Source organism: Alteromonas confluentis (assembly GCF_001757105.1).
Lineage (GTDB): Bacteria > Pseudomonadota > Gammaproteobacteria > Enterobacterales > Alteromonadaceae > Alteromonas > Alteromonas confluentis.
In genome coordinates, this window is sequence record NZ_MDHN01000029.1 from 234,831 (window position 1) to 248,286 (window position 13,456).

Annotated in this window: 10 protein-coding genes; 1 reads left to right on the top strand and 9 read right to left on the bottom strand. The window is 51.8% G+C overall.

The annotated features are described in order from the left end of the window. The first annotated feature begins 80 nt into the window (after positions 1 to 80). Complete coding sequence (locus BFC18_RS12720; protein ID WP_070125929.1) at positions 81 to 1,463, top strand: GntP family permease; 1,383 nt, start codon at positions 81 to 83, stop codon at positions 1,461 to 1,463. Here BFC18_RS12720 and BFC18_RS12725 read toward each other — a convergent pair whose 3' ends face one another. From BFC18_RS12725 to BFC18_RS12765, 9 genes are all read right to left on the bottom strand, one after another. Continuing rightward, positions 1,464 to 2,555, bottom strand: coding sequence for a Gfo/Idh/MocA family protein (locus tag BFC18_RS12725; protein WP_070125930.1), 1,092 nt, complete (start codon positions 2,553 to 2,555; stop codon positions 1,464 to 1,466). Positions 2,556 to 2,674: 119 nt separating this feature from the next. Beyond that, positions 2,675 to 3,352 carry a response regulator gene (locus BFC18_RS12730; RefSeq protein ID WP_070125931.1) on the bottom strand — a complete coding sequence of 226 codons (678 nt, stop codon included), beginning with the start codon at positions 3,350 to 3,352 and terminating at the stop codon, positions 2,675 to 2,677. 2 nt (positions 3,353 to 3,354) lie between these two features. After that, positions 3,355 to 4,959, bottom strand: a complete 1,605-nt coding sequence (locus tag BFC18_RS12735) for an ATP-binding protein (protein ID WP_245680377.1) — start codon at positions 4,957 to 4,959, stop codon at positions 3,355 to 3,357. 28 nt (positions 4,960 to 4,987) lie between these two features. Beyond that, a complete protein-coding gene (locus tag BFC18_RS12740; protein WP_070125932.1) occupies positions 4,988 to 6,505 on the bottom strand; it encodes a tripartite tricarboxylate transporter permease in 1,518 nt (505 codons plus the stop codon). Between the two features lie 2 nt (positions 6,506 to 6,507). Further along, on the bottom strand, positions 6,508 to 6,981 hold the full coding sequence (locus tag BFC18_RS12745) for a tripartite tricarboxylate transporter TctB family protein (RefSeq protein WP_070125933.1): 474 nt from the start codon (positions 6,979 to 6,981) through the stop codon (positions 6,508 to 6,510). A gap of 9 nt (positions 6,982 to 6,990) precedes the next feature. Beyond that, a complete protein-coding gene (locus BFC18_RS12750; RefSeq protein ID WP_070125934.1) occupies positions 6,991 to 7,884 on the bottom strand; it encodes a tripartite tricarboxylate transporter substrate binding protein in 894 nt (297 codons plus the stop codon). A gap of 64 nt (positions 7,885 to 7,948) precedes the next feature. Beyond that, on the bottom strand, positions 7,949 to 9,217 hold the full coding sequence (locus BFC18_RS12755; protein ID WP_070125935.1) for an OprO/OprP family phosphate-selective porin: 1,269 nt from the start codon (positions 9,215 to 9,217) through the stop codon (positions 7,949 to 7,951). Positions 9,218 to 9,463: 246 nt separating this feature from the next. Further along, on the bottom strand, positions 9,464 to 11,446 hold the full coding sequence (locus BFC18_RS12760) for a glycoside hydrolase family 97 protein (protein WP_070125936.1): 1,983 nt from the start codon (positions 11,444 to 11,446) through the stop codon (positions 9,464 to 9,466). Beyond that, entirely contained in the window at positions 11,446 to 13,452 is a 2,007-nt protein-coding gene (locus BFC18_RS12765) for a hypothetical protein (protein WP_070125937.1), read from the bottom strand. Before BFC18_RS12765 ends, BFC18_RS12760 begins: the two co-directional genes overlap by 1 nt. Between the last annotated feature and the right edge of the window lie 4 nt (positions 13,453 to 13,456).

Below are 13,456 nucleotides of genomic sequence, written 5' to 3' on the forward strand. Positions count from 1 at the left end.
ACCTTTGGCGGTGAACAGGTAACATGTTACCGGTAACTTAAAGAGTTGTGAATAACGAATTACATAAAAGAGAGTTCACGATGGATGCAACAATGGTTTCAAATCCCACTCACCTGCTGCTCACTGGTTTAGGTGCGGTGATATTGCTCGTTATTTTAATTATCCGCCTGCGGGTACATGCGTTCGTGGCACTTATCCTGGTAAGTGTACTAACTGCAGCTATAGCGGGTATTGCGAGTGAGGACATTGTGCCGGTAATGATAGGTGGCTTTGGCGGCACACTGGCGTCAGTAGCATTGCTGGTTGGCTTGGGCTGCATGATTGGCAAGTTGCTGGAAGTCACAGGTGGTGCCCAGGTGTTAGCCGACGGCTTGATAAACCGTTTTGGTGAGAATCGCGCGCCTTTTGCCATTGGTGTTGCATCCTTATTGTTTGGCTTTCCTATTTTCTTTGACGCCGGCCTCATTGTGATGTTTCCCATTCTGTTGAGTGTTGCCGCACGATTCGGCGGGTCTACCATTAAATATGCCTTTCCGGCAGCCGGTGCGTTCGCCGTGATGCACGCCTTTGTGCCACCCCATCCTGGCCCGGTAGCTGCGGCTGATTTACTGGGCGCGAACATTGGTTTACTGCTGTTTACTGGCTTGGTGATTGCCATTCCTACTTGGTATCTCGGCGCGTATCTATTTGCGTTGTATGCGGGTGAAAAAACCGTGCTGCCGCTGCCAGAGATGTTTAAGAATATAAATTCTCAAGCAGATGGTTCTTTTCATAGTGCTCCACCCTCTTTCGCCACGGTACTGCTGGTGCTGCTGACCCCGGTTCTGCTGATATTCATGGATACCGGTTTAAACACTCTGCAGGTATCCGGTGTGATTAATGGTGATCAGACCTGGGTTCATATTCTGCGCACGCTGGGTAAAACGCCTATCGCCCTGCTTATTACCCTTTTATTGTGTTTGGCGCTATTCACAAAAAGTTTGGGTAAGGAAAACGTGGAGAAGCTGTGCGGTGATTCGCTGGCACCCATTTGCGGCGTGATCCTGGTTACTGGCGCAGGCGGTATGTTCGGTGGTGTGCTACGCAGCAGCGGCATTGGTGAGGCGCTGGCGGGCCTGCTTCAGGATACCGGCTTACCGGTAATCGTCGCGGCGTTTGTGATTTCCACCTGCTTACGAGTAGCTCAAGGTTCTGCCACGGTGGCTCTCACCACCACTGCCGCGCTAATGGCACCCATAGTAGCAGCAACGCCTGGCCTTTCAGACGCCGATTACTGCTTTATCGTCATCGCCATCGCTGGTGGTGCAACGGTGCTCTCACACTTTAACGATTCCGGCTTCTGGCTGGTGTCCCGCCTGCTGGATATGGACGAGAAAACTACTCTCAAAACCTGGACGGTAATGGAAACCCTGCTCGGCTCCATCGCGTTTATTATCGCCGGGTTGCTGAGTATTGTGTTCTGATTAGCTTAGCGAGACTTCTTTCCCGGTGCGGGCCGCTTCAAAAATCGCATTCACAATGCGGATATCTTTTAAGCCTTCTTCGCCGGATACCAGCGCGGGCCCTTCGCCAAGAATAGCCAGCGCATCGTTATCCATTTGCAGTGCTTGTTGCTTGCCATCGAGTGGCGGGAAGGTTTTGCCATCACTGGTGGTTCCGGTTACGCCGCTATAGCTCTGCATGGGTTTAAGCTGATACCAGCCTTTCTTGCAGTTGGCTTTAAAGTGATTAAAACCTTTCACCACGCTGGTGCCGCAATCGGCTTTCAGGCCGTTGCCGAAATCCATGGTGAACATGGTAGTTTCATCCACTTCAGTGAATCGGTCCGGGTACATTTTTTCAGGATGATAAGCGGTCACCGATAGCGGTTCTTTACCGGTAAGAAAGCGCGCGCCGTTAATGGCATATACGCCCATGTCGTAAAGCGCACCGCCGCCCATGGCTTTTTTCATTCGCCAGTTATCTGCCTCTCGCCCCTGCCCGGCGTAACCGGAAAAGCTTTCGATGCCGGTAAACGGGCCATAAGGCATGGCATCAAGATAGCTGCGGAATCCCCGGGTATTCGGCTCGTGCTGCATGCGATAACCCACCGATAACTTCACCTTGTTTTTACGACAGGCATCAATAATGGCCTGACACTCGGCTTCGTCCATAGCCATGGGCTTTTCGCACCACACGTGTTTACCGGTATTCGCCGCTTTTACAGCAAAATCTTTGTGTGTGCCGGGGGGCGTGACCACGTAAATCACGTCGATGTCATCGTTGTTGGCAATGGCATCCATGGTGTCGTAGGTATATACGTTGCTGTCTTTGATGCCGTATTTCTGCTGCCACTGCGGGATTTTGCTTTCGGTACCGGTGATGATACCGCGCAGTTCGCAGTGTTCGGTCATCTGCAGCGAAGGGGCAAGCTGAGTACCGCTGTAATTGCCTAGCCCAAGTAACGCAACGCCAATTTTCTTGCCGGGCGAGCGGGCAAACACAGTGGATGAGGTGGCGAGAAGTAAACCGGAACCGGTCAACTGGATAAAGCGACGACGGGTAAACGCGGACATAGCAAACTCCCTTTATTGTTCACAAAGTGTACATCACATGAAGGTTGTACGTTTTGTTAACAATTGGAGTTCATGACGCAGCAGAGATAATTTCAGGATACGCCAGTGATGAGCGAACGCTACGGCTTCAACCGGTAGCAGCGCTCTGGTCGGCCAACTGAACCGTAAATTTGTTCAGCAATAAGATCTTCCGTTTCCAACAAGTACTCTAAATAACGACGGGCGGTGGAACGGCTTACACCAATTTTATCCCCCACCTGCTGAGCACTGAGAGCCGCTTTGGGATCTGACTTAAACACCTCCTGAATTTTTTGCAGCGTGAGGCCGTCTACCCCTTTGGGTAAACGCTGTACGCTGTGGCTGTGCTGTCGACTGAAGAACTGATCAACCACCGATTGGGTGAGTTCTGGTGCGTGGGAAAGCTGCTGCTGACGGTTTTCGAAGTTTTTCAGTGCCTGTTCAAGGCGAGGCAGCAAAATAGGTTTTACCAGAAAGTCGGTGACGCCAAGCTTCATGGCCTGTTCCAGTACCTGCACTTCTTTGGCTGCAGTAAGTAAGAAGACTTCGCATTTTTGCATTTGATCGCGGAAATCACGGAGAATATCCAAACCGTTACCGTCGGGCAGATACACATCCATGAGCAACAAATCTGGCTGCATGGCGCTAAGCAACGCTTTGGCTGTGCGTGTATCGTTGGCCATTCCCATAATGGTATAGCGACCACTGGCAATTAACTGCTGTGCCAGAAACTGGGCAACTTCGGGCTGATCTTCAACGATAACGCAGGAATACGGCATAACTAACTCTGACCTTCGGGTTTGGGTATGTACACCGAAAAGCGTGCACCTCCCAGTTCGGATTCACCTATTTCAATGGTACCGTTACAGGCTTCAAGATAGGTTTTCACCAGATACATGCCCACGCCATGCCGGGCATCACTTTTACTGCTGTAAGACGGCGCAAAAATGCGCTCTGCATTGGCGGGATCAATACCGTCGCCGCTGTCTTCCACATCAAATACAATGTTGCTCCCCATTTCCTCTAAAGTAACCGTGACTTGCTTTTCGGGTTTGTCAGAGCGCTGAGCAGCTTCGATGGCATTATCGATCAAGTTACCGAAAATAGAAACCAGACACTCCAGCAGCTGTTCGTTCTCGTAATTGTCGAGGTGAACGTCTTCATTGATTTCAAACGGTACGTTGCATTCCCTTGCCTTGTGGTACTTGCCAAACAACAACGCAGCAATCAGCGGTGTGTGCACCTGTTGCAGCAATTGCTGAACCTGAGCCTGCACGCCCTGACTTTCCGCATTAATCAACTCCATAGCTTTGTCGGTATTCCCCATCTGCAGTAATGCCGCCAGAGTATTCAGCTTGTTTGAATAATCATGGGTTTGTACCCGCAGCAGTTCAGCGAAAGCTTCAACACGGGCCAATTGTCGAGAAAGGTGCTCTACTTCATCGGCCGGACGCAGTGTGATGAGTATGCCGGTGGTCTGATTATCCACTCTCATGGGCAATCGCGATAACACCAGCGATTGCTGATTGGCGAACAGTTCAAAGCCCGTAATATTCGGCTCGGGATCCCGAAGTAAAAACTCGGCGTGCTGAGAAAAGATTTCCTGCAGCATCTCGGGTTCAGCGCTGTCGGCCGGATAAAGCAAGTCTTTCGCCCGTTGGTTAATGCGCTGGATTTTTCCGTCGTTACTCACCGCAATAATTCCGGTTCGCACCGTGTTGAAAATGGCGTTCTGTTCGGCGTACAACCTGCCGATTTCTTCTGGTTGCAGACCAAACAACTTGCTGCGCACCTGTCTGCCAATCCACATGGCTGCCACGATAGAAAGAATGAGTATAGCAACGGCAATCACAAAGATGAGTATGGTGCGCTTGCCCACTGCCATATCGACTGAGGCATCGAGATAACCCACAGACACCAGCCCGATGATCTCACCACTGGCATTGCGTACGGGTGCTTTACCGCGAATAGATGGCCCTAACGAACCTGTAGCCTGTGAAATATAGTAATTGCCGAGCAATGCTTCGTCACTGTCGCCACCAATCATTGGGTCGCCAATTTTTTGCTCGATAGGATGGAACAAACGAATTTTATCTTCGTTTCCTACCACCACAAAGCTGGCACCGTAACCGTGTTGTAGTAACGCGAGTTCCTTGCGAAGCGCCGGGGGAAAGTATTCGTTTTCTACTGCGGCGGTAAGGTCGGGTCGACTGGCCAGAGAGCGGGCAATGGCCAATGCCTGCTGACCCGTTTTTTCACGAATAACCGAAGCCACCTGATATTTGCTGACCAGTGTGAGCACCAGTAACGCTGACATACTCAGTAATGCGATACAGGCCACCAGCCAGGTTTCCAGTTTCCCGTTAAGGGAGAGTTTCAGTTTCAACAGGTGGCCTCGATTGTGATGTGCTTACTTAGTCCGGCGTGGCTGTAGTCTTGTTCAGACGGCCTTTCATAAAGCCAAACAGTGGAACAAACAGCACCACAATAGCAATGATGAAAATGGTCAGCGTGAGCGGACGTTCCCACAGCCAGTTCATGGAACCGTCTGAAATCAGCATTGCACGGCGGAAATTGCGCTCAATCATATCGCCTAAGATGAAACCTAACAACAGCGGTGCCATGGGGAAAGTCAACAGACGCAGCAATAAGGCAATACAGGCGAAACCAATCATCATGAACAGATCGAAGGTGTTGAACGAAACCAGATATACACCAATCAGACTGAAGAACAGAATGAAAATGGTGAGCAGCGGCTTAGGCAGCACCAACACCTTTGCCAGGTATGGAATAAGCGGCAAGTTCAGAATAAGCAGTACAATGTTACCGAAGTACATGGAAACGATAACCGACCAGAATACATCCGGGTTGTCCTGCATCAACAGCGGACCAGGTTGCAGGCCGTAAGCGATAAGCGCACCCAGCATGATTGCCGTAGTACCAGAACCGGGAATACCTAAGGTCAGCAACGGTACGAATGAGCCCGTACAGGCAGCGTTGTTCGCCGCTTCCGGCGCGGCCAGACCACGCTTGGCACCTTCACCGAAGTCTTTCTTGTACTTTGCGGGGGCCAGGTTACGCTCTGCCGCGTAAGCCATGAAGCTGGCAATCGTGGCACCGGCACCCGGCAGTACGCCAATCAGGAAGCCGAGCACGGAGGAACGGCCCACCGACGGTGCGATTTCTTTTACGTCGCCTTTGGTGAGCTTAAAGCTACCAAGGTTGCCTTTGCCCATGTCTTCGTCTTTCTGCTTGTCGGGCTTGATCACATTCATCAGCGCTTCAGACAGTGCAAACGTGGCCATCGCAATCAGCAAGAAGCTTAAACCATCGAGTAAGTCAGGCTGACCGAAGGTGAACCGCTCGGTGCCGGAAGACGGGTCGATACCAATGGTCGACAGCGCCAGACCAAAAATAGTCATCATCATGGCTTTGAGGAATTCACCGTTACTGGAGAACGCGGCGATAGCGGTTAAGCCCACAAACATCAGCATTACGTAGTCGCCAGAATAAAAGCTGAGTGAAACTTCAGCCAGCGTCGGTGCAGCCACCATCAGCATTACTGCACCGATAGTACCACCGGTGAACGACGACCAGGCGGCAATGGCAAGTGCCTTACCGGCCATGCCTTTGCGGGCCATGGGATAACCATCGAATGACGAGGCCACGGTACCGGCAACACCCGGCGCGTTAATCAGAATAGAACTGGTGGAGCCACCGAAAATGGCGCCATAGTAAACCCCGGCCATCAGGATCATACCCGAGCTGGGGCCGATGCTGTAAGTGATGGGAATCATCAGGGCAATTGCAGTGATAGGCCCTAAACCCGGTAGCATACCAATGAAGGTACCCACCAGACAGCCCACCACCACGTACATCAGGTTATTCCATTGAAAGGCCGCGTCTACGCCGACCATGAGTGCATCAAACATCATTAACTCCAGAAAGTGCCGGCGGCGAGATAGATATCAAGAAGTTGGGTCATGACGAGCCAGAATATGACAACCATAGGCACTGAGGAGAGCAATAGAATGCGACCCCGGCGTTCGCCCATGACCCAGAAACCTGCAATCAGGAACAGCAAAGTGGAAACGATGAAGCCCAGCGGCTCCAGCAGTGCGCTGTAAATCACCATCAACAAGATGACCAACGCAATGGTTTTAATATTTTCTTTTTTCAGGCCCAGCGGCGCATGGTCGTCGCCTTCATCGCGGTACTTAATGTACTGCGCGATAACCCCCAGAAAACTGAAAATAACGCCGAGTCCGGCGTAAATTTTTGGCAGCGTGGACGAATCCACCGCTTCGTACTGCTCAAACGGCAGCAATGGAATTTGCCACGCATAAATGCCGTAAACAGTGAAGAACATCAGGAACAGCAAAGGCCCTAATACGAATCTTAATAACATGGTGTTCTCCTATTGAATGAAGCCGAGCTCGGTCATCAGCTCCCTGAGCTGTTCTTCCTGGGCTTGAAGATCGGCTTCGAAATCGTCGGTGGTACGGAATAAGTCCATCCAGCCGTTACGATCGCGCACTGCCGCCCATTCCGGGGTTTTCAGCAGCTTGCTGTATAACTCAATGTATTCCTGCACTTTTTCGTCAGGCACATCCGGGTAGGCAAATAATCCACGCCAGTTTACGAAACTGGTGTCATAGCCAAGAGACTTCAGCGTAGGCAGTTCAGGATAAGCAGGAATGGTCTCCGGCGCGGTGATGGCCAGAATCCGGGCCTGGCCGCTTTCAGCAATTTCCAGCGCTTCACTTAAGCCGGTAGACAGCATTTGCACTTCACCGGAAAGCAGCCCGGCTTTCGCCTGACCACCCGCATCGTAAGGAATGTAGCGAATGCGTGAACCTTCAAGACCCGCCGCGTTTACCGCCAATGCAGCAACCAGATGGTCCATACTGCCTCGGGCAGAACCACCAGCGATGGTGAGTGAACGCACGTTTTTACGCAGTTCTGTTACTGCATCGTCCCAGGTTTTCAGTGGTGAATCAGCACGCACAATAAACGCGCCGTAGTCTGCAATGATGCTGGCGATGGGCTTTACATCGCGGTAGCTGTACGGCACCTGACCGGTAAGCGCACGAATAACGATGGGCGTTGAATTCACCATTAACATATCGCCCTGACGGTCACCGATTTCAATCAGGTAAGCGATGGCACGACCGCCACCGCCCCCAGACATATTCTGGAATGAGGCGTTATCTGATAAGCCTGATTTCATTAACGCTTCACCAATACCACGGGCTGTGGTGTCCCAGCCGCCGCCAGGCCCACCCGGGATCAGAAAGTGATCTTTGGCCATCGCAGTGTTGCTGAGGCAAAGCAGTGTAAATAAGCTAATCAGAAATAATCGCACACAATCCTCCTTAGAAATCGTAATGGAAGCGCGCTGTTAACGCGTTGCCGCTGGTTTCATTGCCAACCAGTGCGGCTGTACCCGGACCGGATACCTTGCTATGAACACCATTCAGCATGATCTTGGTGTCTGTATCGATGTAGTAGGACACCCCCAGCGTATAACTTTCAGCTTTAGTTCCCTGAAACTCGCTGGTGGCGTCCATCGACGATGCACGGGCGGCGATTTCCCATGCATCAGCGACCCCTTTCGGCTGGTTAAAGCGACCTGCGCCAGCTTTATATTCTTTGGTTTCGCCGGTGAGCATGTAACTGGCTTCTACGTAGTAGCCCTGGTAGCTTTCGCCGTCGAGAATTGAAGCTGGGTTCTGCGTTGCAATGTCACGCACCGCGTATTCACTTTGCACAAGCAGACTGTCGTGCTGGTATGCGGCCTCAAGGCCGTACTGACTTAAGTGATCCAGCGCAACCTGTTCTCCGCCAGCGGCATAGTCCACCAAACGGGTATTAGGTTCGCGAATGCCAGCGCGGGCAAAGCGCGCACCCAGTTCGTCACCACCGAATTCACGGTATGAACCCCAGCCGCCCAGGTGGACAAGCTGACCATCCGCCAGAGGCGTGTTCCAGGTTAAACGGCCGGTGTAAGCCAGTGTCATAGCACCATCTTCATCGCTGCCACTGGCACTGAACGCATCGTTCTTATGCACACCGAAGGCGTAGCGCAAACCGGTACTTTCAAAGTACTGACTTGCCGCCACACCCCAGCGGAAGTACGGTGACATAGTATTCGCCACACTTGAACGCTCAATCAGCGCCAGGTGCTTTGAACTCGATAACGCCGCTAAAGAGATATCTTCACGAATTTTACCGAACTTGATGGTCGGGCCGTTCTCGAATCCGTGGTACTCAAAACGCAACAACAGGATTTCTGCGGTTTCATCAGCAAACTCCAGAATCATTTTATATTCGAAGTCGCCACGTTCGCCGTCGACAGAAATACGCGCACGACGGGGGAATAATTTGGTCGCCGTCGCGCCATCGTTTTCGGCATTGTAGGCACCATCAAAGGCGTTAAAGTCGATCTGAAGACGACCACCCACATTCAGCCATTTGTTGTCTGCTTCGGTGTCGGCTTTTAAAGATGCCAGTTCGCTTTCCAGCGAAGTAATTCTCTCTTCCAGTGAAATGGAGTTCTGGTTTGCCGACGACGCTTCATCAGATTGCGCGTTAGCTTGTGATACTGCTGCCAGGCATAACAGCCCAAGTGATAATTTTTTCATTTGTTCGCTTCACACTCAGATATTAACGCGGCAAGAATATTGTTAACCGACAGTTAACACCATGTAATGGATGTAATTAACGATTAAATCGAAAGGGTGATTTTGGGCATATTGTTCATGGATTTTATGAACTAAAATGCCTTGTGCGAATTGCAGCAATGTGCGCATGAAAGGGAAAATTCTTACAAAATGATGATATTAGTACCTGCTTTAAGGCTGAAGTAAACACAGAAAGCAGGTCAGAATTTACTGTGAAATCAGCAGCGCCCCGCCCTGCGGCGCAAGGTTTAATGGGAACGAGTGATTTAGCTTCACCTGTTGTAGCTCAGCCTTGCCGGTAAAATTACCCTCAGAACCTGTTGCATCGCCAATCAGGCGAAAACTTCCCTGCATAGCAGCGGGAATAGTGAGAGGCAAGGTTTTGGCCTGATCTTCCCCGTTTACCACCGCAATGTACCAGGTATCACCTTTTCTGCGTGCTATAGCGACATGTTTACCAATATCGCCGCTGATGAGACGGGTTTCATCCCAGGTGGCGGGCATGGCTTTTAGCGCATCAATAACGAAATCCGGCTGTTCGCTAAGATTGTTCGGCGTTACCCCGTAATGCTGAACAGGTGAGAAGTAAAGTACGCCGGTAGCCAGCTCAAACGCATCGGTGGTGCTGCGGGTAGTACCCTTGTTTTGTTCGCGGGACAGGCGCTGGTTAAAGAAAACGGGGGCAAAGTCCATAGAGGCCAGAGGATTTCGGGTGAAAGGTAATATTGTGGCGTTACGGGCATGTGCATCCAGCGAGGGCTGAAAGAACACCAGGTTTTCTGATGCCAGCACCGCTTCGGAGGTCACAAAGTTCGGATACATGCGCTCCCAGCCACGGGGCAGCGTGCTGCCATGCACGGTAACCATAATACCGTAGTCGTTGGCGTCGGTGAAAATGTCTTCGTACAGGCGCATGGTGTCCTGCTTGTCGCCACCGAAGAAGTCCACCTTAATGCCTTCTACACCAATGGACTGCATCCACGCCATTTCGTTACGTCGTGCCGGGGCGGTATTCATTCTGTCCTGCGGAGTTTGCGGCGCATCGTTCCACCAGCCGTTGGAGTTGTACCACAGCACCACGCCCACGTTCTTAGTCGCGGCGTATTTCACCAGTTCCGCCATGCGCTCCCGGCCGATGTTGGCATCCCACCAGTTATCAATCAGCACGTATTCGAAATTCAGACTGGCTGCCAGATCAATAAACGTCATCTGATCATCGTAATTAATGCTGTCGTCCTGCCAGACAATCCAGCTCCATGTCGCCCGCCCGGGCTGGTAATGCTGAGAGGGCTGATATTTTGGCTGCACCACATCGTAACTGATGGTGCTTTCCACAATTGGCGCTAAATCGCTGCCCACCGTGATAGTGCGCCAGGGCGTGATGGCCGGTGTAGCCATAGTTGGAAAGGTTTCACCAATGCCGCCGTTTTCGCCTTGTTGCGGGAACGCCAGTGGATACACGCCACCGGTTTGACTTTCGCCGAGGCGGGAACCCACGTACTGACTGTCCACGCCGGTTTCACTGACAAGCAGGTAACCGCCGTCTTTTATACGGAATAAGCCAGGAAACGTATAGCCTGCACCATTGGCCGACGCAGTACTTACCGGCTCTTCAAAGGTGTAAGGCTCTTCGTAGCTGGGTTTTGTCTGCATCCACCCGGTTTCCGGCAGCGCCTGGGGCGACAGGAAAGTAGTAGCATCGTCTGGCAGATTAAAGGTGGTGGCTTCGCTGAACACCTTTACCCGGGTGACTTTCTCGCCGGGATTAAGCTGGTAGCGGAAGGCGATATTGTTATCAGACACCTGAAACTCGATCTGCAGTTCCTTCGCATCACCGAACGATGCCACGAGCGTGTTTGCCTGGTAATGCACCTGACTCACTTTCGCCCGATCCATCTGATAAGTAGTATTCACCTTCCCTTGCGAACTACCAGAAAAGCTAATATTGCCGGAGAAATCGCCAGCAGAAGTATTGAGCCCCAGAGACGACCATTCGAGAAACGACTTATTGTGATACTTCACCCGGTATTCTGGCTTGTTGTTATTGAGTTGCAGTTCTACCACAAGATGTTTGTCAGGGCTGCTGACAGTGGCGACGATTTGTGCCGGAACTTCTGCATGAGCGACTAAAGATGCACTCAGTGTGGCGATAATCGCCGTGATCGGAAATGTTCGGACAGCCGTTCGCATTATTGCTTCGCCCTCAGAAACTGCTTAGCCCGATCCTCAGACAGCATTTCCCAGATTGAAGCGACTACCCAGCCTGGTGCAAAATCATCATTGTAGAACCCTTTGCCGTTATGGTGATACTGCCAGTTAGTGTGCTGCACCACTTCCGGGTGATAGCCCACTTTCGCCATGCCGGCCATGTGACCAGGGCGCGGAAGCAGCTGGCTGGTGAGGGAGGTCTGGATCACATCAGCCATATTGGCCGCTCGCTTGTCCTGCTTCTCTGCTGCCACCCAGCGCATTACGTTGAGATAACCGAAGATATACGCATCAATGTGATTGTTTTCAGCAGACACATTGCCCCAGCCACGGGTTTTCAGGCCGATATCGCCCAGCATCTGGCCCGGCGCGAACGGCACATCCCATAGATAGAACCAGGACATCACAAAGTAATTGGCTTTCGTTGCGGCATCCACGTAGCGCTGATATTGCTGCTCGTCGTCGGTGAGCATAGACAGGTAGTACAGCGCCATACCGGTGAACAGTGCGGCTTCCTTGTCGATGCAGTTGGCGTCCAGCGTGGAAGAGTAGTATTCAGCGTTTTTTACCGTCACATTTACCAGATAGTTGCCGGTAAGGCGTGCTGCTTTCAGGTAAATATCATCACCGAAATAACGATGAGCAAAGGTCAGCGCCAGAACCGCAGAGGCACTGCTGCCTTCGGCCTCATCCACCACTTTCATATTGATGTCGAACTTGCGGGGAAAACTGCCGTTGCCTTTCTGCAATGTCAGCATATTGCTGAGTAGACGACGGATTTTGGTTTCCAGCTGAGGATGTGATTTTCCCCGCTGATTTTCGTATTGCAGATACAGAAACAATGCGTACAGCCCCTCAGACTGACGACGAATCGAATAGTCCGGTGTTTCCCTGCCCTTTTCAAAGTTCACCACTTCACGGAGAAAGCCGCCGCTGTTGAAACCCTTGTCGGTGTAGGTACGGATTACCGCTTCGCCTTTTGCCACCAGCGCTGGCTCGTTGTGCGCGCGGCCGTATTCAATGGCGTTGAAGGCGTTCAGCAATACCCGGCCAATAAAACCTACCTCAAAGTTAGGGCGGATTTCCGCCTTCTCGACAGTGATGTTCTGACCCGAGAAGCCCGCCAGCTCATAGTCGTCGGTAAAGCTCTGCTGATAAAACTGCGACAGAATGCTTTTCACCTGTTCGGTTGGCAGGGTGTTTTTTACCGGCTGCGGCTGGAATTCATCGTAAGCCTGTTCCCACACGGCGGCCACAAAGGATGAGAAATCCCCTGCGTCAACGGTACTGATTTTATAATTCAGCGTGACCGTCTGGCCTTTTTTCATCGGCAGAAAAGCCTGGGACAACGGCGCAAGATGCAGCTTTTTGGTATAGGTGTAAGGCGCTTCTAAAAACGGAAAGCCCACCTGCAGGGCGACCTTACCCCCGATATCGGCAAAGCCAGCACTGCCAATATCGCTCTGACCGGACAGAATCATTTCGCCCTTGCCCGGCAGAGAAACCGCGTCCTGCTGATGTTTGTCGGTACGCATCACCATCAAGCCCTGCTCGCTAGCCAGGCTGAACACACTTGTAAGCGGAATACTTAACCGGTCTTCGCGAAACGACCAGTGGTGACTGACATCGGCCGACGGTGCACCATCTGATACCCTGAGGTTCTTCTTGTACCAGAACCCCGGCAGAAACAAATCGCTGTCGCTGAAGTCGTAAGCGGTTGGAATGTACAGTTGCAGATTGATGTTCACATCGGCGAAGGCTTCAATAGTCACCGCTAACGTTTCACCCTCTTTATGTACAAGAATACTTGCGCCATCGAACTCCTGAGACTCCAAACGCCAGTCGGTTCCACTTTCAGCCTGCCACTGGTGCCGGATGTTCTGCGCCGGATTACCAGCTGTTTTCACCGCTAAATTTGCTGAAAAAGGCACCTCAGCGGCGGCGAGGTTTGCGGCTACAAAAAGCAGCCCTGCACAGATAACTTTCATGAAA

Bases quoted from the DNA above. Each gene is read 5' to 3' on its own strand.
- BFC18_RS12755 (WP_070125935.1), bottom strand. From the start codon at position 9,217: ATGAAAAAATTATCACTTGGGCTGTTATGCCTGGCAGCAGTATCACAA.
- BFC18_RS12725 (WP_070125930.1), bottom strand. From the start codon at position 2,555: ATGTCCGCGTTTACCCGTCGTCGCTTTATCCAGTTGACCGGTTCCGGT.
- BFC18_RS12760 (WP_070125936.1), bottom strand. From the start codon at position 11,446: ATGCGAACGGCTGTCCGAACATTTCCGATCACGGCGATTATCGCCACA.
- BFC18_RS12750 (WP_070125934.1), bottom strand. From the start codon at position 7,884: ATGGCCAAAGATCACTTTCTGATCCCGGGTGGGCCTGGCGGCGGCTGG.
- BFC18_RS12740 (WP_070125932.1), bottom strand. From the start codon at position 6,505: ATGTTTGATGCACTCATGGTCGGCGTAGACGCGGCCTTTCAATGGAAT.
- BFC18_RS12765 (WP_070125937.1), bottom strand. From the start codon at position 13,452: ATGAAAGTTATCTGTGCAGGGCTGCTTTTTGTAGCCGCAAACCTCGCC.
- BFC18_RS12730 (WP_070125931.1), bottom strand. From the start codon at position 3,352: ATGCCGTATTCCTGCGTTATCGTTGAAGATCAGCCCGAAGTTGCCCAG.
- BFC18_RS12720 (WP_070125929.1), top strand. From the start codon at position 81: ATGGATGCAACAATGGTTTCAAATCCCACTCACCTGCTGCTCACTGGT.
- BFC18_RS12745 (WP_070125933.1), bottom strand. From the start codon at position 6,981: ATGTTATTAAGATTCGTATTAGGGCCTTTGCTGTTCCTGATGTTCTTC.